Here is a 21,565-nt window from a genome sequence, read left to right as displayed (position 1 = left end):
GTGTCGTCACTCGCCTCGCAGCTCGCGGTCGCGAGCCTGGTAGCCGTCCTTGACGGCATCCGTGAACTCGCGGGTGCGATCGTCGACGCTGTCGAGGATCGCCTTGCCCTTCGCGGTCTCCTCGATGCGGCGTGCGGCGAAGACGCCGATGACGACGCCGACGGCCAGGAACAGGAGCTTCTTCACAGCGGGGTCTCCCTCGTGTCTCGAGCCCCGCACCGGATCGGCGGCAGGGCGGGTGCCAGTCTAACGAGGAAGAGGGGCCGCCACCTGGCGACCCCTCTTCACGCTCGCTGGATCAGCGGGCTGCGTAGTACTCGACGACGAGCTGCACGTCGGCGACGACCGGCACCTCTGCGCGCTGCGGGCGACGCACGAGGCGAGCCTGCAGGCGGTCGAGCTGCACGTCGAGGTACGGCGGCACGGGGGGCAGCACCTGCGCGTGACCGCCGGCGGCCGCGACCTGGAAGGGCTCCATGCCCTCGCTGCGCTCGTGCACGTGGATGACCTGGCCGGCCTTCACGCGGAAGGACGGGCGGTCGACGCGCTGGCCGTCGACCATGATGTGGCGGTGCACGACGAGCTGGCGCGCCTGCGAGGTGGTGCGGGCGAAGCCGGCGCGCAGCACGAGCGCGTCGAGGCGCATCTCGAGCAGCTCGACGAGGTTCTCACCCGTCAGGCCGGGCTGGCGGCGCGCCTCGTTGAAGACGATGCGCAGCTGCGCCTCGCGGAGCCCGTACTGGGCGCGCAGGCGCTGCTTCTCGCGCAGGCGGACGGCGTAGTCGCTGTCGGCCTTGCGCTTGGTGCGGCCGTGCTGGCCGGGGCCGTACGGACGCTTCTCGAGGTAGCGGGCCGCCTTCGGGGTGAGGGCGACGCCGAGGGCGCGCGAGAGGCGCACCTTCGAACGGGAACGGGACTTCGTGGACATGACTTCCTTCGCTGAGTCGCTGCCGCGCGAGCGGCTGTCGCGGCGGAGTGCCGCGACCTAAGGAGGGTTGCGGGCCCCGGCAGCATGGCGCTGCCCTCAGGGCCGTCGTCCAGCCTAGCAGATCAGCGGTCTCCGCCCAGGATCTTGCGGATGCGCTCGAGCCGCGCCGCCACGTCGCGCTCGAAGCCGTGCGGCCCCGGCTCGTAGTAGCGGCGGCCGACGAGCGGATCAGGCAGGTACTGCTGCTCAGCCACCCCGTGCGGCGCGTCGTGGGCGTAGCGGTAGCCCTTCCCGTGGCCGAGCCGCTTCGCGCCCGGGTAGTGCCCGTCGCGCAGGTGGATCGGCACGCGGCCGAAGTCGCCCGCGCGCACGTCGGCGATCGCCGCGTCCACCCCGCGGTAGGAGCGGTTCGACTTCGGCGCGGTCGCGAGGTAGACGGTCGCCTCCGCGAGCGGGATCCGCCCCTCCGGCATGCCGATCATCTGCACCGCGGTCGCGGCGGCCGTCGCGATCACCAGGCCCTGCGGGTCGGCCATCCCGATGTCCTCCGCGGCCAGCACGATGATCCGGCGGGCGATGAACCGCGGGTCCTCACCGGCCTCGATCATGCGCGCCAGGTAGTGCAGCGACGCATCCGGATCCGAGCCCCGCACGGACTTGATGAAGGCCGAGATCACGTCGTAGTGCTCGTCGCCCTGGCGGTCGTAGCGCAGCAGCGCGCGGTCGACGGCGCTCGCCAGCGCCTCCGCCGTCACCGCGACCGGCGCGGGCGTCGTGTCGCGGCCGGGGTCGTCGTCGCGCTCCTCCTGCTCATCGACGTCGTCGGCATCGCCTGCGGCAGCGGTCTCGGCCGCCTCCAGTGCGTGCGCGCCGGCAGCCTCGAGCGCTGTGAGCGCGCGGCGGGCGTCGCCCGAGGAGAGCCTGATCAGCTGCGCCTTCGCGTCGTCGTCGAGCACGATGCCCGCATCGAACCCGCGTGGGTCGGCGATCGCCCGGTCGACCAGCGCTCCGATGTCGGCGTCCTCCAGCGGCTCGAGCGTCAGCAGCAGCGACCGCGACAGCAGCGGGCTGATCACGCTGAAGGAGGGGTTCTCGGTGGTCGCCGCGATCAGCGTCACCCACCCCTGCTCGACACCCGGGAGCAGCGCATCCTGCTGCGCCTTCGTGAAGCGGTGGATCTCGTCGAGGAAGAGCACGGTCGACTGGCCGAAGAGGTCGCGCTGGTTCAGCGAGTCCTCCATCACCTGCCGCACGTCCTTCACTCCGGCGGTGACGGCGCTCAGCTCGACGAAGCGGCGGTCTGAGGTGTGGGCGATCGACTGGGCCAGCGTGGTCTTGCCGGTGCCCGGCGGCCCCCAGAGGATGACGCTCTGGCCGCTCGCGCGGTCGCCGGATGCTGCCAGGCGGCGCAGCGGAGACCCAGGGCCGAGCAGGTGGCGCTGCCCCACGACCTCGTCGAGGCTCGTGGGCCGCATGCGCACCGCGAGCGGCGCTGTCGTCCCCCTGGCCATGCGTCCATGCTAGGCGCGACCACTGACGCGCCCCGCCGGTGACGGCCGCTGCGGGCTCGAGCGGGTAGCCTGAACGCCGGCCGCGCTCCCGTCCCGGACGGCGATCTGCGCGCGGCAGGTCCGTGAGGAGAACCCGTGGTCACCAAGCAGGAGCAGGAGCGGCGCGTCCGCGACTACCGCGCTCGCCAGTCCGTGCACGAGCGCAGGAAGCGCCGCCAGGCGCGCGACTCCATCATCGGCGGCGTGCTCGCCGGCGTCGTGCTGCTCGGCGGCATCGGCGTCATCGCGCTCACCCAGCCGCCCGCCGACTCCCCAGCCGAGACGGCCGCTCCCACCGACAGCGCAGCCCCCACCGAGCCTGCCGCCGCCTCGACGGTGCCCGACCCCTCGCTCGCCGAGGAGCGCACCTGGACGGGCACGCTCACGATCGACGGCGTCGAGCTCGAGGTCGAGCTCGACGGGGCAGCAGCGCCCCAGGCCGTCTCCGCGGTGCTGCAGGACACCCAGCAGGACTACTACGACGACAAGACCTGCCACCGACTGACGACCAGCCCCGGCTTCAGCGTGCTGCAGTGCGGATCGGTCGACGGCACCGGCGCCGGCGACCCCTCCTACATGTACGGACCGATCGAGAACGCCCCCGCCGACGACGTCTACGTCGAGGGCACGATCGCCATGGCGCGACAGGGCGGCAATGCGGACTCGAACGGGCACCAGTTCTTCATCGTCTACGGCGACACGACGATCCCCTCCGACGCCGCCGGCGGCTACACCGTCATCGGGCAGATCGTGAGCGGCCTCGACCAGCTGCAGGAGCAGGTCATCGCGAAGGGCACGGTCGACGACGCACCGGACGGCGCGCCCGCGGAGGACGTCACGATCGACGACTTCGTCCTGGAGTAGCCGCTCCACCGGACCGGGCCCGAGACGGGCCCGGCGCTGGGGTCGCGCAGAGGCCAGCAATGGCCTCTGCTCCAGCTCCACCGGACCGGGCCCGAGACGGGCCCGGCGCTGGGGTCGCGCAGAGGCCAGCAATGGCCTCTGCTCCAGCTCCACCGGACCGGGCCCGAGACGGGCCCGGCGCTGGGGTCGCGCAGAGGCCAGCAATGGCCTCTGGCTCCAGCTCCACCGCGCTAGGCTCTCCCTGCCCGTTCCCTCGCACGAGAGACTCCGTCATGCCTGACACCCAGCCCACCGAATCCGACGCCGCGCAGCCCGCCGCTGAGGAGACCGCTCCCGACCGCGCGGAGCAGACCGCCGGCGTCCCCGCCCCGAGCACCGACGCTCCTGCCGAGGCCGCCGACGCTCCGGCCGAGACGCCTGAGGTCGCCGCAGATGCCACCGATGCGCCTGCCGAGGCCGCCCCGACAGCCGCCGAGGCCACCCACGCAGCCGCGGAGCCCACTGACGCAGCCGCCGAGGCAGCCGCCGAGCCCGCCGAGGCTCCCGTCGAGACCGCCGACGCGCCTGCTGAGGCTGCCGACAGCACCGAGGCTCCGTCCGGCCCGACCTTCGGCGAGACGGTCATCGAGCGCGGTCTCGGCCGCGTCGATGCCGCCGGCACCGTCGCGGTCAAGGACGGCGACGACTGGCGCGTGGTCGGGCAGTTCCCCGACGCCACGCCGGAGGAGGCGCTCGCCTACTTCGAGCGCAAGTTCGCCGACTTCGAGGGCCAGGTGCGGCTGCTCGAGCAGCGCATCCGCGGCGGCGCGAGCGCGCGGGACGTCGCGAAGACCGCGAACCACCTCCACCAGAGCGTCGCGATCGCCAACGCCGTCGGCGACATCCCCTCGCTGCTCGCCAGGCTCGACGCGCTCCGCGGTGAGCTGGGCGAGCTCGAGGCGAAGCAGCAGGCCGCCAGCAAGGCGGAGGTCGAGGCCGCGCTCGCCGAGCGCACCCGCGTCGTCGAGTCCATCGAGCGCCTGGCCGGCGGCGACCTGGCCGACGTGCAGTGGAAGCAGACCATGCAGCAGGTCGACGTGCTCTTCGCCGAGTGGCAGCGACTCCAGAAGGACGGCCCGCGGCTCTCGAAGAGCCAGGCCGACTCGCTCTGGAAGCGCTTCCGCGACGCCCGCAGCACCCTCGAGACGGCGCGGCGCAAGTTCTTCGCCGAGCTGGATGCTTCGCACAAGGATGTCCGCGCCCGCAAGCAGGCGCTGGTCGAGCAGGCGCAGGCGCTCGCGCCCAAGGGCGTCGACGGCATCCCCGCCTACCGCGCGCTGCTGGATCAGTGGAAGGCCGCGGGCCGCGCGGGGCGCAAGATCGACGACGCGCTGTGGGCCGAGTTCAAGGAAGCCGGCGACGTGCTGTTCCAGGCCAAGGCCGAGCAGGTCGCGGTCGACAACGAGGAGTACTCCGCGAACCTCGTCGCCAAGCAGGCGCTCCTCGACGAGGCGGCTCCCATCCTCGAGATCACCGACCGCACGGCTGCGCGCGACGCCCTCATCGGCATCCAGCAGCGCTGGGACGAGATCGGTCGCGTGCCGCGCGAGTCGCTGCGCGAGGTCGAGGACCGCATGCGGAAGATCGAGACGCACGTGCGCGAGCTCGACGAGCAGCACTGGAAGAGCCACAACCCCGAGCGCAAGGCACGCTCCGAGGGCCTCGCCGGACAGCTCGAGGATGCCATCGAGAAGCTCGAGGCGGAGATCGCCGAGACGAAGGACGCGAAGCGCAAGGCCGAGCTCGAGGCCGAGCTCTCGACCAAGCGCTCGTGGCTCGAGGTCGTCGCGGCCGCAGGCTGAGCGCCGCCCGCCCGGAGGTGAGCGAGGGCCCCGTCGTCATCGGACGACGGGGCCCTCGCCCGTTCATGGCCGCTGCGCGTCGCCCTCGCTCGAGAACGCCGCGTCGAAGCGCGTGGCGGAGGGGTCGAACTCGAAGCGACGCAGCGCCTCCAGCGCCTCCGGTGCGCCCTGCAGGCGATCCATGCCCGCGTCCTCCCACTCGATCGAGATGGGTCCCGTGTAGCCGATCGCGGTGAGGGTGCGGAACGCGTCGCCCCAAGCCACATCGCCGCGCCCGGCCGAGACGAAGTCCCAGCCGCGCCGCGGATGCCCCCACGGCAGGTGCGACGACAGGATGCCGTTGCGGCCGCCACCCATCCGCATCCGGGTGTCCTTGCAGTCGACGTGGTAGATCCTGTCCGCGAAGTCCGAGATGAAGCCCACGGGATCGATCCCCTGCCAGACCATGTGGCTCGGGTCCCAGTTGAGCCCGAACGCCGGGCGGCGCCCGACGGCGTCGAGCGCGCGCTCGGTCGACCAGTGGTCGTAGGCGATCTCGCTCGGGTGCACCTCGTGGGCGAAGCGCACGCCGACCTCGTCGAACACGTCGAGGATCGGGTTCCAGCGCGCTGCGAAGTCGCGGTAGCCGTCCTCGATCACGCTGTCGGGCACCGGCGGGAACTGCGCGACGTACTGCCAGATCGACGAGCCGGTGAAGCCGACGACGGTGTCGACGCCGAGCGCCCGCGCCATGCGCGCGGTGTCCTGCAGCTCCTGCGCAGCGCGCTGGCGCACGCCCTCAGGATCGCCGTCGCCCCAGACTCGCGGGCGCACGATCGCCTCGTGGCGGAAGTCGATCGGGTCGTCGCACACCGCCTGGCCGTGCAGGTGGTTGGAGATCGCCCACACCTGCAGGCCGTTGCGCTCGAGGATCTCGCGGCGCGAGGCGACGTAGGCGTCGTCATCCCAGCGGGAGGGGTCCAGGTGGTCGCCGGAGCAGGCGATCTCCAGGCCGTCGTAGCCCCACGAGCCCGCGAGGCGCGCGACCTCCTCGAAGGGCAGGTCGGCCCACTGGCCGGTGAACAGGGTGAACGGGCGAGTCATGGCTTCCTCATCTCGGTCATCGGCGGGGCTCCAGGGGCATCCTCGCACCGTCGGCCGCGTGACTGCGCTCGACGGCATCCAGCACGCGCTGCACGGCGAGACCCTCCGCGAAGGACGGCTCGGGTGCACGGCCCGCCGCGATCGCCCGCAGCAGGTCGGCCGCCTGCATCGTGAACGTCGAGTCCCAGCCGAGCACGTGGCCCGGCGGCCACCACGCGTCGAGGTAGGGATGCGTCGGCTCGGTCACGAGCACCCGGGACGGCCACGCGTCGCGGCCCTCGGTGACGACCAGCTCGTTGAGGCGCTCCAGGTCGAAGGCGATCGCGCCGTCGGTGCCGTGCACCTCGATGGTGAGGCCGTTCTTGCTGCCGGTCGCGACCCGCGAGACCTCGAGCGAGGCGACCGCTCCCCCGTCGAGGTCGAGCTGCGCCCACGCCGCGTCGTCCACCGTGACGGGCTCGAGCCCATCCGGTCCCTGACGCTCGCGCTGGAAGGTGCGCAGCATGCCGCGCACGCCGACCGCGCGCTGCCCGGTGATCGTCTGGATCTGGTCGATCACGTGCGAGCCGAGGTCGCCGAGCGCGCCGTTGCCCGCCGTCTCCGCGCGCAGCCGCCAGGTCATCGGCGCCTCGGGATCGACCAGCCAGTCCTGCAGGTAGGCGGCGCGGACGGTGCGGATCTCGCCGATGCGCCCCTCGGCCACCAGCTGCCTCGCGAGGGCCAGCGCGGGCACGCGGCGATAGTTGAAGCCCAGCATCGAGGCGCCCGTCGCAGCAGCGGCGGCCGCCACCATGCGCTCCGCCTCCGGGAGGCCGGTGGCGAGGGGCTTCTCGACCAGCACGTGCTTGCCGGCTTCGAGCGCCGCGGTCGCCATCTCGGCGTGGAGGTGGCCCGGCGTGCAGATGTCGACGATGTGCACGTCGTCGCGAGCGATGACCGCTCGCCAGTCGGTCGCGGCCTCCTGCCAGCCGAGGCGCCGGGCAGCGCTGCGCGTGCGCTCGGGGTCGGAGCCGCAGAGCACGCGCATGGCGATGGCGGGCGCGTCCGGGAAGACCGCGCCGACGTTGCGCCACGCGGATGAGTGGGCGCGGCCCATGAAGGCCGTCCCGAGCACGGCGACGCCGAGCGCGTCCGAGGAGGCGACGGCAGGGGCGGCCTGTGCGGCCTGCGACGCGCTCACGAGCGCTCCAGCTCGCGCAGGAACGCCAGCCCGTCTCGGGCGAGGTCGTCCTGGCTCGTCGCGAGCGGACGCCAGATGGAGGCTGCCACCGCGATCGCGGCGTTCTCGGCGGTGAAGCTCTCGATCACGAGCGGCCCGCGGTAGTCGACCTCGTCGAGCGCCTCGCGGATGCCGGCCCAGTCGGTCTGGTCGCCCCCGGGTGCCCCGCGGTCGTTGCCGCAGACCTGCACGTGCGCGATGGCAGCACCGGCGGTGCGGATGGCATCGGCGCTCGAGCGCTCCTCGATGCCGAGGTGGTAGGTGTCGAGCGCGAGCCCCAGGTGCGGGCCCAGCAGCGGCTCGAGCGCGTCGAGGGCCTGCGCGACGGTCGTGATGATGGAGGTCTCGTAGCGGTTCAGCGGCTCGACGCCGACCGTGATCCCGCGCGCTGCGGCGTGCTCGACGACGGGCGCGAGGTGCTCGCGCAGCTCCTCGATGACGCGCCGGCGCTCATCGGCGTCCATGCGCCACGTGCGGCCGGTCTGGGCGGTGAAGGGTCCGCAGACGCTGCTCGCGCCGAGATCGGCGGCGAGGTCGATGCACGAGCGCAGGTATCGCTGCGTCTCGGCGACGGTGTCGTCGTCCGCGGCCACGAGGGCGCGGTCCGGCCCCATGGCGCCGACGACGGTTGCCGCGAGTCCGTGCAGCTCGAGCAGGGGCCCCACCGCAGCGGCGGTGAGGTCGCCCTCGCGCTCGAGCGGCAGCTCGATGACGTCGAAGCCGAGGTCGGCGACGTGCGCCACCGCCTCAGGAGCGGTCTGGTCGCGCAGCGGCGACTGCCACACCCAGGTGTTGATGCCGATCGGGCGCATGGCGCCTCCGTTCTGCGATGCCGGGCCGCGATGGCGCGCGTCGGCGTCTGCTCCAGCAGCGGATGCGCGTGCCGAGGAGCGGGATGACTGAGGGGGGTGACGGCCGGCCCCCGCGCGATGCGCGAGGACCGGCCGGTCATCGGTGTCGCGGTCAGGCGACGACTAGCGGTCCTGCCACGGGCCCGGGTAGGTGGGCAGGTCCGCTCCGCCGAACAGCGCGTAGTGACCGTCGGGCATGCCCTCGTTGGCTGCGATCGCCTCGTCGCGAGCGTCGGCGTCGAGCGGCGTCTGCGGCAGCACCCACTCGGTCGGCACCGGCTCGCCGTTCGCGATCATCTCGGCTGCCAGCAGCGGCGTGCGCCACTGGAAGTTCGAGTAGGCCGGGGCGAGCGCGGTCATGTCGCGCTCCTGCCATGCGCGGAGGAAGCTCATCTCGTCCTCGCCCGTCATGACCGGCAGCTCTGCGCCGGCATCCTCGAAGGCCTCGATGGCGGCGACGGCCCCGTCCCCGGCGTCCATCCAGATGCCCTGCACGTCACCGCGCGCCAGCGCATCCGTGATGATGCTCTTGATCTCGGTCGGGTCGGCACCGGTGAAGTAGTCGTCGACGGTGATGCCGGCCTCGGTCAGCAGGCGCTCAGCGGCCGCCCAGCGGTGCTCGAGCACGTCGACGCCCGGGAGGATGCGGAGCGCGACGACCGTGTCGCCCTCCTCGAGGTTGTCGATGAGGAACTCCGCGGTGTCGATGCCCCACGCGTAGCCGCCGATCGGGTGGATGAACGTCGTCGCGCAGTCGGTGTCGACACCGCGGTCGAAGACGATCACCGGGCGCCCGGTCTCGCAGGCGCGCTCCACCGCAGGCGTGAGCGCAGCGGTCGAGTTCGGCGAGATGATGTAGATGTCGCAGTTGCCCTCACCGATGAAGTAGTCGATGTCGGCGATCTGGGTGTTGTCGTCGTCGCCGGCGTCGCGCACCTCGAGGGTCTCGATGACGCCCTCCTCCTGCAGGACCTTGAACTGCTCCTGCATGGTGATGAAGCCGGTCTGGCGCCACGGGTTCGAGATGGATGCGTTGGCGAAGCAGGCGTGCATCGCCTCATCGGTCTGCCACTCGGCGGTGTCCGTCATCGGGCCGTCGATGTACTGCAGCCAAGGCGTCTCGGGGTCACCCTCGAAGGTGGCCGAGCGCTGCTCGAACTGCTCGTCGTAGACCGCCTGCTCGAACCACTCGCCGCTCGACGCCTCGGTTTCGGTGGGTGCGGATTCGGTGCTCTCGGGTGCCGCCGAGGGGTCGACGCTCCCGTCGGTGCTGCAGGCCGCGAGTGTCATCGCGGCGCCGAGGGCCACGACGATGAGGCCCTTGCTGTGCTTGCGCATCATTGCTCTCCTGGTGTTGGGGTCGGTGTTGGTGGTGGTGTCGGATCGGGTTCGGCCGCCGCTTGGGAGCGCGAGACCGAGCTGGGCCGTCGGGCCGTGCGCCAGGCGACTGCTCCGAGGGCGACGGCGAGGATGATGATGATGCCCTGCACGCTCGGTCGCCACGTCGAGTCGATGCCGACCTGGTTCAGCACCGTGAACAGCAGCTCCAGCGCGATGGCGCCGGCGGCGGCGGAGAGGACCCAGCCGCGTCCGCCGCCCAGCACCGCGCCGCCGAGCACCACGGCGGTGATCGCCTGGAACTCGTAGCCGGTGCCGATGCTGGGGTGCACGCCGGCGTAGCCGACGAGCAGGATGCCGGCGACGGTGGCCGCGAGCGATGAGAGCACGAAGGCCGAGATCTTCACCCGCGCGGTGCGGGTACCGGAGAGGCGCGCCGCGACCGGGTTGTCGCCGACCGCCAGCAGCGTCTGCCCGAAGGGCGCCCGCATGAGCAGCCAAGCGCCGACGGCGAGCACCACGAGGATGATCACCGAGTAGGGCAGCACGTCGCCGAGCAGGCCGCGGCCGATCTCTCGGAAGCTGTCGACCGGGTTGCCGGTGGCGGCACCACCGGTCAGGAAGCGCACGAAGCCGTAGAGGGCGAGCATCATGCCCAGGGTGACGATGAAGCTCGGCACCTTCGCCATCGTCGTCAGCACGCCGTTCAGGAGGCCGACGCCGATGCCCACGAGCAGCATCAGCGCCAGGCCGGGCAGGATCATCGCCTCGTCCTGCCCGATGATGTTGCCGGCGATGACCACCTGAGCGGCGATCACCGCTCCCATCGAGAGGTCGAACTCGCCGGAGACGATGACGAAGAACTGGCCGATCGCCGCGATCGCGATCGGAGCGGTGCGCGCGAGGAAGCGCACGAGCTGGTCGGGCTCGGCGAAGCGCGGGTTCACGACCGATGCCGCGATGAGCAGCACGACCAGCAGCACGAAGACGGCACCGCCGGGGGTCGCGAGGGCCGAGACGAAGCGCTGCCAGGGCGAGCGCTGAGCGAGCGCGGTCATGATGCCGCCCCCTTCCCGTGGAACCGCGGTGGTCGGCGCTGCAGGCTGCGCCAGGCGTAGAGCGCGACCGCGACGATGATGACGGCGCCGCGCAAGAAGTCCTTGAAGAAGGGGTTGACCTCGAGCGCACCCATCGTGTGGTCGAGCACCGCGAAGATCGCCACGCCGCCGATCGTGCCGAGCACCCCGCCGGATCCGCCCGCGAGCAGGGTGCCGCCGAGCACGACCGCTGCGATCGACATCAGGTCGTAGCCGCCCTGCGAGCCGATCGTCGGGCTGCCGACCGAGGTGCGCGCGAGCAGCAGCAGGCCGGCGAGCCCCGCGAGCGTGGAGCACAGGATGTGCGAGACCACGACCGGCACCTGGGTGCGCACGCCCGAGAGCCGAGCGACGTGCGCGTTGCCGCCCACGGCGTAGATGTGGTGGCCGATCGCCGTGCGGTGCAGCAGCAGCGCGGCGAGCCCGGCGCAGACGAGCATGATGATGGTCGACAGCGGCACGCCTGCGATGGTCGTCGCGCCGAGCAGCCGGAACTCGGCGGGCGCCGAGCCGAAGGAGCCCTGGAAGCTCGTGCCGAGCCAGCCGGAGATGATGAGCCCGACGCCGAGCGTGGCGATGAAGCCGTGCACCCGCAGCTTCGTCACGATCAGCCCGTTGACGGCGCCGATCGCGGCGGAGACGAGCAGCGCGGCTGCGACGCCCGGCACGATGCCCGCGGCGCCCTGGGCCATGATGCCGGCGCCGACGATGGATGCGGTGCTGACGACGTAGGGCACCGAGAGGTCGAGGCTGCCGGAGATGATGACGAGCGTCTGCCCGATCGCCACGAAGCCGAGGATCGACATGAGCGTCAGCACGCTCGTCAGCGTGCCGGAGGTGAAGAAGGACTTGCCGGCGGCAGCGACCAGCACGGCGCTCAGGGCGATCACGCCCACGAGCACGATGTAGACGATCGCCGTCGTCGAGATGCGCGTGCGGCGCGCGGGCCTGGTTCCCGTGATGGCGGTCATGCCGCGGCCTCCTCGTCGGCGCCGGTCGCCAGCGCCAGCACGTCTTCCTCGCTCGATGCCTTGGGCAGCTCGCCGGCGAGTCGCCCGTCGCGCATCACCAGGATGCGGTCGCTCATGCCGAGCACCTCGGGCAGCTCGCTGGAGACCATCAGGATCGCGACGCCGGAGGCGGCGAGCCGTCGCATCACCTCGTACACGCCGTACTTCGCGCCGACGTCGATGCCGCGGGTCGGCTCGTCGAGGAGCACGACCGCGGGGGCGACGGCCAGCCACCGAGCCAGCACGACCTTCTGCTGGTTGCCGCCCGAGAGGAACTGCACCTCCTGGTCGAGGCCGCGCGCGACGAGCTCGAGCTCGGCGAGCGAGCCCGGCATGGCGCTGCGCGCTGCCCGGGTGCGGGAGGGGAAGACCGCGCGGACGACGCCGAGCGCGTTCTGCAGCACGGTCAGGTTGAGCGAGAGTCCCTGGCTCTTGCGGTCCTCGGTGATGAGCGCGAGGCCGGCTCGCACTGCCTGGCGAGGCGAGCGCGCGCGGAGCGCCGTTCCCTGCACGCGCATCGATCCGCGCGTGAAGGGGTCGGCCCCGAAGATGCCGTGCAGCAGCTCGGTGCGGCCGGCGCCCTGCAGGCCGGCGATGCCGACGATCTCGCCGGCGCGCACCGAGAGAGAGACGTCGTCGACGAAGTCGTTGCCCGCACCCTCCAGCTCGAGCATCGGCGAACCGGGCTCGGTGCCGGGGACCGCGTCGGGGAAGAAGGCGGAGAGCTCGCGCCCCACCATGCGGCGCACGAGCGTGCGCTCGTCGAGCTCGGCGGTCGGCCACGTGCCCACGTGCTCGCCGTCCTTCAGCACGGTGATGGTGCTGCACAGGTCGAAGATCTCGCGCAGGCGGTGCGAGACGTAGAGGATCGCGATGCCGCGATCGGTGAGGCTGCGGATGATGCGGGCCAGCAGCGCCACCTCGTGGTCTGCGAGGGCGGCGGTCGGCTCGTCCATGCAGATGACCGACGCGTCGAGGCTCACCGCCTTCGCGATCTCGACCACCTGCTGCTCGGCGACCGAGAGCTGGCGCACGGGCAGCGAGGGGTCGAGGTCGGGCACGCCGATCGTCTCGAGGAGCTCGCGCGTGTCGCGCAGCATGCGCGCCCGGTCGACCAGCGGACCGCGGCGCGGCTCGCGCCCGAGCCAGATGTTCTCAGCGATCGTGCGGTCCACGAGCAGCGTGAACTCCTGGTAGACCGTCGCGATGCCGGCGCGCTGCGCCTGCAGCGGCGACGAGAAGCTGACGGGCTCGCCGTCGAGCTCGAGCGAGCCGCTGTCGGGCTGGTGCACGCCCGCGATGATCTTCATCAGCGTCGACTTGCCCGCGCCGTTCTCGCCCACAAGCCCGTGCACCTCGCCCCTGCGCAGCTCGAGGTCGATCCCGTGCAGCACGGTCGTGCCGAGGAAGGACTGCACGATGCCTGCAGCGCGCAGCACGATCGCTCGGGTGCTCGCGGCGGTTGTCCTGACGTCTTCGTCCACGGCGCTACTGTGACACACCCTCGCCACTTTTGTCGAGCATTGGCATAAGTTGCTTCCGGCGTGTCGGAAGTGGCCGCGTGTGCTTCACTGAGGAGCATGCGAACGAGCGAGATCTTCGACCTGCTCCGCGACGGGCGGGCGCGGACCCGCTCCGAGCTGGCGCGGGAGTCGGGGCTCGCCCGGTCGTCGGTGGCGCTGCACATCGACACGCTGATGAGCCTGGGCTACGTCGCCCCCGTGGGCGATGCCGCGTCCACTGGCGGCAGGCCCGCCTCGCTCTTCGCCATGAACCCTGCTGCACGGCTCGTGGTCGGCGTGGACGTGGGCGCGACCCACGTGATCGTCGAGCTCGCCGACCTCAGCGGCGTCGGCGTCGCGGCCTCCCGAGCATCGCTCGACGTCGCTGAGGGGCCGGAGGCGGTGCTCGGCTGGATCGCGGAGGCCGTGCTCGCGCTCGTGGCCCAGCAGGGCAGGTCGCTCGAGGAGGTCGTCGCCGTCGGCATCGGGCTGCCGGGCCCCGTCGAGCACGCGACGGGCAGGCCGATCAGCCCGCCCATCATGCCCGGCTGGCATCGGTTCGACGTCGCCGGGTGGTTGCGCGAGCGACTCGGCTGCCCCGTGCTCGTCGACAACGACGTGAACATCATGGCCCTCGGCGAGCAGCGCACCGCGTGGCCGGAGATCGCCGACTTCCTGCTCATCAAGGTCGCCACCGGCATCGGCGCGGGCATCATCTCCGGCGGACGCCTGCAGCGCGGCGCCCGCGGCACGGCGGGCGACCTCGGGCACGTGCGCGTGCCCGGGTCGACGGCGCCCTGTCGCTGCGGCAACGAGGGGTGCCTCGAGGCCGTGGCGGCCGGCCCGGCGATCGCCGCGCGCCTGCGCGAGCTGGGCGTGCACGCCGCCAGCACCGGAGAGGTCGTCGAGCTCGCCGCCCGCGGCTCGGTGGAGGCGGCGCAGGTGCTGCGGGAGGCGGGGCGCGCGATCGGCGAGGTGCTCGCCATGGTCGTGAACCTCGTCAACCCCTCCGTCATCGTCGTCGGCGGGCGCCTCGCCGGCGCGGCGAAGGAGCTGCACGCCGGCATCAGCGAGGTCGTCTACCGGCGCTCGCTCCCCCTCGCGACCGAGCACCTGCAGATCGCCGCCAGCGCCACGCAGGGCGATGCCGGTGTGCGCGGCGCGGTGGTGCTCGCCATCGAGCACGCGCTCTCACCCGACGTGATCGACGCCGAGCTGCTCGCGCTCAGCCGTCCGGCTCAGCCGGCCGTGATGCGGTAGACGTCGTACACGCCGTCGATGCGGCGCACCGCGTTCAGCACGTTGTCGAGGTGCGTCACATCCCCCATCTCGAACGAGAAGCGGCTGATCGCGAGGCGGTCGGTGCCGGTGTGCACGCTCGCCGAGAGGATGTTGACGTGGTGCTCGCTCAGCACCCGGGTGATGTCGCTCAGCAGGGCTGAGCGGTCGAGCGCCTCGACCTGGATGTTCACGAGGAACAGCCCCTTGGACACCGCACCCCACTCGACCTCGATCATGCGCTCGGGCTCCGCCAGCAGGCCCTGCACGTTGGGGCAGCTGCGCTGGTGCACGCTGACGCCCTGGCCCCGCGTCACGAAGCCCACGATGTCGTCGCCGGGCACGGGCGTGCAGCACTTCGACAGCTTCACCAGGATGTCGTCCGCACCGCGAACGAGCACCCCGGAGGCGCTCGACGCCGGTCGCTGCGGTCGGCTCGGGATCATGGGCTCCGGGGCGTCGTCGCCCGTCGCCTCCTCGGCCCGGATGATCGCCACGACCTTCTCCAGCACCGATTGGGTGGAGACGTGCCCCTCGCCCACGGCTGCGTAGAGGCCCGTGACGTCCTCGTGCTTGAGCTGTGCCGCGACCTGCGCGAAGGCGTCCCGCCCCATGAGCTTCTGCAGCGGCAGGTCGTGGCGTCGCATCGCCTTGGCGATCGCCTCCTTGCCGACCTCGACGGCCTCGTCGCGGCGCTCGCGCTGGAACCACTGCTTGATCTTGCTGCGGGCGCGCGGCGAGGTGACGAACGAGAGCCAGTCCTGGCTCGGGCCGGCGTCGGGGTTCTTCGAGGTCAGCACCTCGACGACGTCGCCCGTCGTCAGCTTCGTGTCGAGCGGCACCAGCCGGCCGTTCACCTTGCCGCCCATCGTGCGGTGCCCGACCTCGGTGTGCACGGCGTAGGCGAAGTCGATCGGCGTCGCGCCGGCCGGCAAGCCGATGACCTTGCCCTTGGGCGTGAAGACGTAGAGCTCCTTCGCGCCGATCTCGAAGCGCAAGGAGTCGAGGAACTCCCCGGGATCGGTCGTCTCCTCCTGCCAGTCGTTGATGTGCTGCAGCCAGGCCATGTCGGTCGACGACATCTGCCCGCCGCCGCCGCTGCCGCCCTGCTTGTACTTCCAGTGCGCGGCGACGCCGAACTCGGCGCGCCGGTGCATCTCCTCCGTGCGGATCTGGATCTCCACGTGGTGGCCGCGCGGGCCGATCACGGTCGTGTGCAGCGATTGGTAGAGGTTGAACTTCGGCGTCGCGATGTAGTCCTTCAGGCGACCGGGCATCGGCTGCCAGCGGGCGTGGATCGCCCCGAGCACGGCGTAGCAGTCGCGCACCGACGGCACGATCACGCGCACCCCGACCAGGTCGTAGATGTCGGCGAAGTCGTGCCCGCGCACCTGCATCTTCGTGTAGATCGAGTAGTACTGCTTCGGCCGCCCGGCGATGCGCCCGCGGATGCGGCTCGCCTTCATGTCCTCGCTGAGCGCCGAGACCACGTCGTCGAGGTACCGCTCGCGCTCCGGCGCCCGCGCGTCCACCAGGTTCTTGATCTCCAGGTAGACCTTGGGCTGCAGCACCGCGAACGACAGGTCCTCGAGCTCGACCTTGATGGTCTGGATCCCGAGGCGGTGCGCGAGCGGCGCGTAGATCTCGATCGTCTCGCGCGCCTTGCGCTGCGCCGACTCGCCGGAGACGAAGCCCCAGGTGCGCGCGTTGTGCAGGCGGTCGGCGAGCTTGATGACGAGCACGCGGATGTCCTTCGACATCGCGACCACCATCTTGCGCACCGTCTCGGCCTGCGCGCTCTGGCCGTACTTCAGCTTGTCGAGCTTCGTGACGCCGTCGACGAGCATGGCGATCTCGTCGCCGAAGTCTGCTCGGCATTGCTCGAGCGTGTAGGTGGTGTCCTCCACGGTATCGTGCAGCAGCGCCGCGGCGACCGTGATCGGTCCGATCCCGAGGTCGGCGAGGATCTGCGCGACCGCCACGGGGTGCGTGATGTACGGCTCCCCCGACTTGCGGTACTGCCCTCGGTGCGCCTCCTCGGCCATGATGTAGGCGCGCTGGATCAGACCCGTGTCCGCCTTCGGGTGCTGTGCCTTGACCGAGCGGATGAGCTCGTCGATCGCACCCGCCCGGTGCGAGCGCGAGAAGAGGAACGGCAGGAGCGTGCGGAACCCTCCGCTGGGCTGCGCCTCGCTCATGCTGCTCCTCGCCTCGGGCCGAGCCGGCTCAGACCACCGCGCCCTGGTCGCGCTTGGCCTTCACCTGCTCCTCGCCGATCTCGTCGTTCTGCCGCAGCTGAGCATAGACCGGCGCAGCGACGAAGATCGACGACCAGGTGCCGACGATCGTGCCGATGAACAGCGCGAGCGCGATGTCGCGCAGCGTGCCCGCGCCGAGCGCGAAGGCGCCGATGAAGAGGATCGACGCGATGGGCAGCGTCGCCACGATCGAGGTGTTGATCGAGCGCACCAGCGTCTGGTTCACGGCCAGGTTGATCTGGCCGAGCATCGTGCCGCTGGAGCCGGGCGCGGTGTTCTCGCGCACCTTGTCGAACACCACGACCGTGTCGTAGAGCGAGTAGCCGAGGATCGTGAGGAAGCCGATCACCGCTGCGGGCGTCACCTCGAAGCCGATGATGCCGTAGACCCCTGCCGTGACCAGCAGGTCGAAGGCGAGCGAGGCGAGCGCGGCGAGCGACATCTTCCAGGTGCGGAAGTAGACCGCGAGCACCACCGAGACCAGGGCGAGGAAGACGACGAGCGCGAGCAGCGCCTGGCGCGAGACGTCCTGACCCCAGGACGGGCCGATGAACGAGAACGCGACGTCGCCGGTCTCTGCCCCGTACGCCTCGGCGAGCGCGGCGCGGATCTCCGCCGCCTGCTCCTCGGTCACGGCGTCTGTCTGCACCCGCAGCGTGTCGGTGCCGAGCGTCGCAGCGCGCGAGTCGCTGTCGGGCACGACCGACTCGACCACCTCGGTCGCGCCTTCGGTCGAGGCAGCCTCGAGCCCGGTGACGCGGAACTCGCTGCCGCCGGTGAACTCGATGCCGAAGACGAAGCCGCCGCGCACGAGGGTGCCGAGCGCCAGCACGATCAGGACGATGCCGACGACCATGAACCAGAGCTTGCGCTTGGGCACGATCGGGATCGACCGCTCCCCCGTGTAGAGCTGGTTGCCGACGCTGGTGAGCGATGCCATCAGGACTCCTTGCCCGTCGTCGCGGCAGCGGACTTCCGCTCGGCGATGGTCTGGCGCCGCTGCGCCTCCTTCGCCGACGTCGCGCCCTTGCCCTCGATGGTGGGGGCGCGGAACCTCGCGCGACCCCGGTAGACCGCGCCGAGCGCCTGCGGGTCGAGGCCCGAGAGCGGGTGACCGGAGGAGAAGAAGCGCGTGCGCGACAGGATGCGCAGCAGCGGGTGCGTGAACAGCGCGACGACGATGATGTCGATGAAGGTCGTGATGCCGAGCGTGTAGGCGAAGCCTCGCACGTTGCCGACCGAGAGCAGGAAGAGGATGACGGCGGCGAGGAAGCTCACCGCATCCGAGATCAGGATGGTGCGGAACGCCCGCTTCCAGCCGGTCTCGAGCGCCGAGGTCAGGTGCTTGCCCTCGCGCAGCTCGTCTCGGATGCGCTCGAAGTACACGATGAACGAGTCCGCGGTGATGCCGATCGCGATCACGAGGCCTGCGATGCCGGCGAGCGAGAGGCGGTAGCCCTCGGTGCTCGAGAGGAACGTCACGACCAGGTAGCTGAGGATCGCGGCGATGAGCAGGGAGAAGATGACGACGACACCCAGCGCGCGGTACTGCAGCACCGAGTAGAGGACGACGAGGAGCAATCCGATGAGGCCGGCGATGAGACCGGCCTGCAGCTGGGTGGCACCGAGCGTGGGCGAGATGGTCTCGTTCGACTGCACCTGGAAGCTCACCGGCAGTGCGCCGAACCGCAGCTGATCGGCGAGGCTCTGCGCGCCGTCCTGCGTGAAGCCACCGGTGATCTGCGCGTTGCCGTCCGTGATGATCGCGTTCGAGGTGATGGCCAGCAGCACGGTCGCGTCGAGCACGACCGCGAACTGGTTCGTGGGTTCCGGCAGGCCGGTGATCGCACGCGTGACCGCCTCGAAGCTCGCCGGGCCATCGCCCTCCAGCTCCAGGTTCACCGCCCAGCCGCCGGTCGCCTGGCCCTGGGAGTTGGTGGCGGCGGACACGCCGGCATCGGCGATGTTCGAGCCGTCGACGGCCACGGGGCCGAGGACGAAACGCGCCGTGCCGTCGCTCGAGCACGTGATGTAGGGCTGCTCCGGATCGGCGATCTCGGTCTGGTCGACGTCTGCGCACTGGAAGGCGTCGAACGCTGCCTGCACCTCGGGCGTGATCCACGCCTGATCCCACGGCTCGGTGGGGTCGGCGGCTGCCGCCTCGGCAGCGGGATCGACCTCGGCCGGCTCCGGCGTCGTGCCGGGGGCATTCGCGGCAGCAGAGGCCAGCACGGGGCGGAACTCCATCTTCGCGCTCGCCTGGATGCGCTGCAGGGTCTCGGCGTCCGGCTCGCCCGGCAGCGCGACCACGATGTTGCGGCCGCCCTGCGTGGTGATCTCGGTCTCCGAGATGCCCGAGGCGTCGACGCGCTGGCGGATGATCGAGACGGCCTGCTCGAGCTGCTCCTGGGAGATCGTCGCGCCCTCAGCGAGCCGCGGCTCCAGCACGATCTGCGTGCCGCCCTCGAGGTCGAGCGCGAGCTGCGGCGTCCACGCCGCCGTGCCGTCCTCGTCGAACTGCACGGCGGCGAAGTTCGCCCCGATCAGCCCGACGATGAGCACGACCAGCCATACGAGGGCGCGCGCGCCTCGGGTACGAGCCTTCGCCACGGATCAGGCGCGGTCGCGGGGCTCGTCGGCCTCGCCGGTCTCGTCGACGGCGTCGTCGAGCACCGGCTCGTCCTGCACGACGCGGGCGAGCGTCTGGCGGTGCACGCGCACGATCGTGCCCGGCGCGATCTCGATGAGCGCCTCGTTGCGCTCGTCGTCGATCTCGCGCAGCTCGCCGAACAGGCCGAAGTTCGTCATGACCTCGGCGCCGGGGACCATCTGGTCCTGGAGCTCCGCGGCCTGGGCCTTGCGCTTCTTGTTGCTGCGGAACATGAAGAAGATCATCGCCGCGAGCACGACCAGCATGATGATCGTCAGGGGATCGAGGACGAAGCCTTGCTGGGCGGTGGTCGTCGTCTGCAGGAACAGCATCGTCTGAAGAAGCCTCTCAGGGGTGGGTCGTCCAGCGCAGCTGCGCCCAGGACCAAGGGCCCATCATACCCCGTCGAGGGTCGCGTCCTGCGACTCGGCCTGCGCGTGGCGCATGCCGCTCGGCGTGGCGACCCGCCCTCGCGGGGTGCGGCCGATGAGGCCCTCCCGCACGAGGAACGGCTCGACGACGGACTCGATCGTGTCGGCCTCCTCGCCGATCGCGGCCGCGAGCGTCGACAGCCCCACCGGTCCCCCGCCGAAGCGGTGGGCGATGGCGTGGAGCACGGCTCGGTCGATGCGGTCGAGCCCGGCGGCGTCGACGTCGTAGAGCTCGAGCGCCGCCCGCACGCCTTCGAGATCGCTGGAGCCGGCGTGCACCAGCAGCCAGTCGCGCACGCGCCGCAGCAGCCGGTTGGCGATGCGTGGCGTGCCGCGCGAGCGGCCGGCGAGCTCGGCCAGCGCCGTCGGTGCGATGTCGAGCTCGAGCAGCCTGGCCGAGCGCACGAGCACGCGCTCGAGGTCATCGGTCTCGTAGAACTCGAGGTGGGCCGTGAAGCCGAAGCGGTCTCGCAGCGGCGCGGGCAGCATGCCGGAGCGCGTCGTCGCGCCCACGAGCGTGAAGGGCGCGAGCTCGAGCGGGATCGACGATGCGCCGGCGCCCTTGCCCACCATGATGTCGATGCGGAAGTCCTCCATCGCGAGGTACAGCATCTCCTCCGCGGATCGCGACATCCGGTGGATCTCGTCGATGAAGAGCACCTCGCCCGGCACGAGCGCCGAGAGCACCGCTGCGAGGTCGCCGGCGTGCTGGATCGCGGGGCCGGAGGAGTAGCGGATCGGCCTGCCGGTCTCGGCGCCGATGATGGTGGCGAGCGTCGTCTTGCCGAGCCCGGGAGGGCCCGCGAGCAGGATGTGGTCAGGCGCGCGATCCTGCAGGCGGGCGGCCTGCAGGAGCACCTGCAGCTGGCCCTTGACCTTGGGCTGGCCGACGAAGTCGGCGAGGCTCGTCGGTCGCAGCGCGCCCTCGAAGGCGAGCTCGTCGCCGGAGGCGCCGGCATCCACGAGCGGGTCGGTCACTGCCGCGCCCCCGGCCCCAGGATCGCCAGCGCGGCGCGCAGCAGCGCCCCCGTCGTGCCGACCGCGTCGGGCGCGGCGACGGCGGCGCGCTCGATGGCGTCGGCGGCGGTGCGCTCCGGCCACCCGAGGCCCGTGAGCGCCGTGAGGACGTCGGCGCGAGCATCCGACCCCTGTGCCGTCGCCTGGGCCGCCGGGGCTGCGAGCTTGCCGCTCAGCTGCAGGATCAGCAGCTTCGCGGTCTTCGGCCCGATGCCGCTGACGGCCTTGAACGCACGCTCGTCCTGCTCGTCGATCGCGCGGGCGAGCTCGTCGGGCGACAGGTGCGCCAGCACGCCGAGCGCCGACTTTGGGCCCACGCCCGACACACCGATCAGCAGCTCGAAGGCGTCGAGCTCGGCCTCGGACTCGAAGCCGTAGAGCGAGAGCTCGTCCTCGCGCACCACGAGGTGGGTGTGCAGCGAGAGCTCGCGGCCGGTCGCCGCGGCGAGCGACGTCTGCGGCGTGACGGCGACGGCGTAGCCGATGCCGCCGACACCGACTACGAGCCGTTGCCCGCGGGCGGAGAGCACGGTGCCGTCGAGCCTGGAGATCACCACGTCAGCCTAGGCGTCGGCCACGCGATACGGTGGGTGGCACACCCCTGCGCGCGAAACCGCTGGAGCCCGGGCTCCCGACCTCGCCGCCTGG

At 71.6% G+C, this 21,565-nt stretch carries 19 protein-coding genes; 3 read left to right on the top strand and 16 right to left on the bottom strand.

The features are described 5' to 3' along the window. Nucleotides 1–6: 6 nt before the first annotated feature. The 3 genes from AA0Z99_RS04555 to AA0Z99_RS04545 all read right to left on the bottom strand — a co-directional run bounded on the left by AA0Z99_RS04555 (nucleotide 7) and on the right by AA0Z99_RS04545 (nucleotide 2,439). Nucleotides 7–186: a hypothetical protein gene (locus AA0Z99_RS04555; protein ID WP_413319867.1), complete on the bottom strand. Its 180-nt coding sequence runs from the start codon at nucleotides 184–186 to the stop codon at nucleotides 7–9. A gap of 112 nt (nucleotides 187–298) precedes the next feature. Further along, nucleotides 299–928: a 30S ribosomal protein S4 gene (rpsD, locus tag AA0Z99_RS04550; protein WP_413319865.1), complete on the bottom strand. Its 630-nt coding sequence runs from the start codon at nucleotides 926–928 to the stop codon at nucleotides 299–301. A gap of 122 nt (nucleotides 929–1,050) precedes the next feature. Beyond that, on the bottom strand, nucleotides 1,051–2,439 hold the full coding sequence (locus AA0Z99_RS04545; RefSeq protein ID WP_413319863.1) for a replication-associated recombination protein A: 1,389 nt from the start codon (nucleotides 2,437–2,439) through the stop codon (nucleotides 1,051–1,053). Between the two features lie 135 nt (nucleotides 2,440–2,574). Between AA0Z99_RS04545 and AA0Z99_RS04540 the strand changes: the two genes are divergently transcribed. Continuing rightward, nucleotides 2,575–3,342, top strand: coding sequence for a peptidylprolyl isomerase (locus AA0Z99_RS04540; RefSeq protein ID WP_413319861.1), 768 nt, complete (start codon nucleotides 2,575–2,577; stop codon nucleotides 3,340–3,342). 272 nt (nucleotides 3,343–3,614) lie between these two features. Further along, nucleotides 3,615–5,183 (top strand): DUF349 domain-containing protein, encoded by a 1,569-nt coding sequence (locus AA0Z99_RS04535; protein ID WP_413319859.1) that lies wholly within the window; start codon nucleotides 3,615–3,617, stop codon nucleotides 5,181–5,183. 63 nt (nucleotides 5,184–5,246) lie between these two features. Here AA0Z99_RS04535 and AA0Z99_RS04530 read toward each other — a convergent pair whose 3' ends face one another. The 7 genes from AA0Z99_RS04530 to AA0Z99_RS04500 all read right to left on the bottom strand — a co-directional run bounded on the left by AA0Z99_RS04530 (nucleotide 5,247) and on the right by AA0Z99_RS04500 (nucleotide 13,265). Continuing rightward, entirely contained in the window at nucleotides 5,247–6,266 is a 1,020-nt protein-coding gene (locus tag AA0Z99_RS04530; protein WP_413319857.1) for a sugar phosphate isomerase/epimerase family protein, read from the bottom strand. 16 nt (nucleotides 6,267–6,282) lie between these two features. Beyond that, nucleotides 6,283–7,446: a Gfo/Idh/MocA family protein gene (locus tag AA0Z99_RS04525; RefSeq protein ID WP_413319855.1), complete on the bottom strand. Its 1,164-nt coding sequence runs from the start codon at nucleotides 7,444–7,446 to the stop codon at nucleotides 6,283–6,285. Then, nucleotides 7,443–8,297, bottom strand: a complete 855-nt coding sequence (locus AA0Z99_RS04520) for a sugar phosphate isomerase/epimerase family protein (protein ID WP_413319853.1) — start codon at nucleotides 8,295–8,297, stop codon at nucleotides 7,443–7,445. Before AA0Z99_RS04520 ends, AA0Z99_RS04525 begins: the two co-directional genes overlap by 4 nt. Nucleotides 8,298–8,459: 162 nt before the next feature. After that, nucleotides 8,460–9,677: a substrate-binding domain-containing protein gene (locus tag AA0Z99_RS04515; protein WP_413319851.1), complete on the bottom strand. Its 1,218-nt coding sequence runs from the start codon at nucleotides 9,675–9,677 to the stop codon at nucleotides 8,460–8,462. Then, nucleotides 9,674–10,732, bottom strand: a complete 1,059-nt coding sequence (locus AA0Z99_RS04510; protein WP_413319849.1) for an ABC transporter permease — start codon at nucleotides 10,730–10,732, stop codon at nucleotides 9,674–9,676. Before AA0Z99_RS04510 ends, AA0Z99_RS04515 begins: the two co-directional genes overlap by 4 nt. Beyond that, on the bottom strand, nucleotides 10,729–11,742 hold the full coding sequence (locus AA0Z99_RS04505) for an ABC transporter permease (protein ID WP_413319847.1): 1,014 nt from the start codon (nucleotides 11,740–11,742) through the stop codon (nucleotides 10,729–10,731). Before AA0Z99_RS04505 ends, AA0Z99_RS04510 begins: the two co-directional genes overlap by 4 nt. After that, nucleotides 11,739–13,265, bottom strand: a complete 1,527-nt coding sequence (locus AA0Z99_RS04500) for a sugar ABC transporter ATP-binding protein (RefSeq protein ID WP_413319845.1) — start codon at nucleotides 13,263–13,265, stop codon at nucleotides 11,739–11,741. Before AA0Z99_RS04500 ends, AA0Z99_RS04505 begins: the two co-directional genes overlap by 4 nt. Nucleotides 13,266–13,361: 96 nt before the next feature. Here AA0Z99_RS04500 and AA0Z99_RS04495 point away from each other — a divergent pair, with 96 nt between their 5' ends. Beyond that, nucleotides 13,362–14,543 (top strand): ROK family protein, encoded by a 1,182-nt coding sequence (locus AA0Z99_RS04495; protein WP_413319843.1) that lies wholly within the window; start codon nucleotides 13,362–13,364, stop codon nucleotides 14,541–14,543. Here AA0Z99_RS04495 and AA0Z99_RS04490 read toward each other — a convergent pair. The 6 genes from AA0Z99_RS04490 to ruvA all read right to left on the bottom strand — a co-directional run bounded on the left by AA0Z99_RS04490 (nucleotide 14,522) and on the right by ruvA (nucleotide 21,471). Continuing rightward, the gene (locus AA0Z99_RS04490) at nucleotides 14,522–16,759 is read right to left on the bottom strand and encodes a RelA/SpoT family protein (protein WP_413319841.1); all 2,238 of its coding nucleotides are present in this window, start codon (nucleotides 16,757–16,759) and stop codon (nucleotides 14,522–14,524) included. The two genes, AA0Z99_RS04495 and AA0Z99_RS04490, sit on opposite strands and share 22 nt — an antisense overlap. 28 nt (nucleotides 16,760–16,787) lie before the next feature. Further along, entirely contained in the window at nucleotides 16,788–17,759 is a 972-nt protein-coding gene (gene secF / locus AA0Z99_RS04485) for a protein translocase subunit SecF (RefSeq protein WP_413319839.1), read from the bottom strand. After that, nucleotides 17,759–19,429: a protein translocase subunit SecD gene (gene secD, locus AA0Z99_RS04480; RefSeq protein WP_413319837.1), complete on the bottom strand. Its 1,671-nt coding sequence runs from the start codon at nucleotides 19,427–19,429 to the stop codon at nucleotides 17,759–17,761. Before secD ends, secF begins: the two co-directional genes overlap by 1 nt. Nucleotides 19,430–19,432: 3 nt before the next feature. Continuing rightward, a complete protein-coding gene (yajC, locus tag AA0Z99_RS04475; RefSeq protein WP_413319835.1) occupies nucleotides 19,433–19,801 on the bottom strand; it encodes a preprotein translocase subunit YajC in 369 nt (122 codons plus the stop codon). Nucleotides 19,802–19,864: 63 nt separating this feature from the next. Continuing rightward, nucleotides 19,865–20,878: a Holliday junction branch migration DNA helicase RuvB gene (ruvB, locus tag AA0Z99_RS04470; protein ID WP_413319833.1), complete on the bottom strand. Its 1,014-nt coding sequence runs from the start codon at nucleotides 20,876–20,878 to the stop codon at nucleotides 19,865–19,867. Continuing rightward, nucleotides 20,875–21,471, bottom strand: a complete 597-nt coding sequence (ruvA, locus tag AA0Z99_RS04465) for a Holliday junction branch migration protein RuvA (protein ID WP_413319831.1) — start codon at nucleotides 21,469–21,471, stop codon at nucleotides 20,875–20,877. Before ruvA ends, ruvB begins: the two co-directional genes overlap by 4 nt. Nucleotides 21,472–21,565: the final 94 nt, after the last annotated feature.

The organism is Agrococcus phoenicis (assembly GCF_047302415.1).
Lineage (GTDB): Bacteria > Actinomycetota > Actinomycetes > Actinomycetales > Microbacteriaceae > Agrococcus.
The sequence above is the reverse complement of the archived record's forward strand: the minus strand, read 5'-3'. Positions and strand labels throughout refer to the sequence as shown.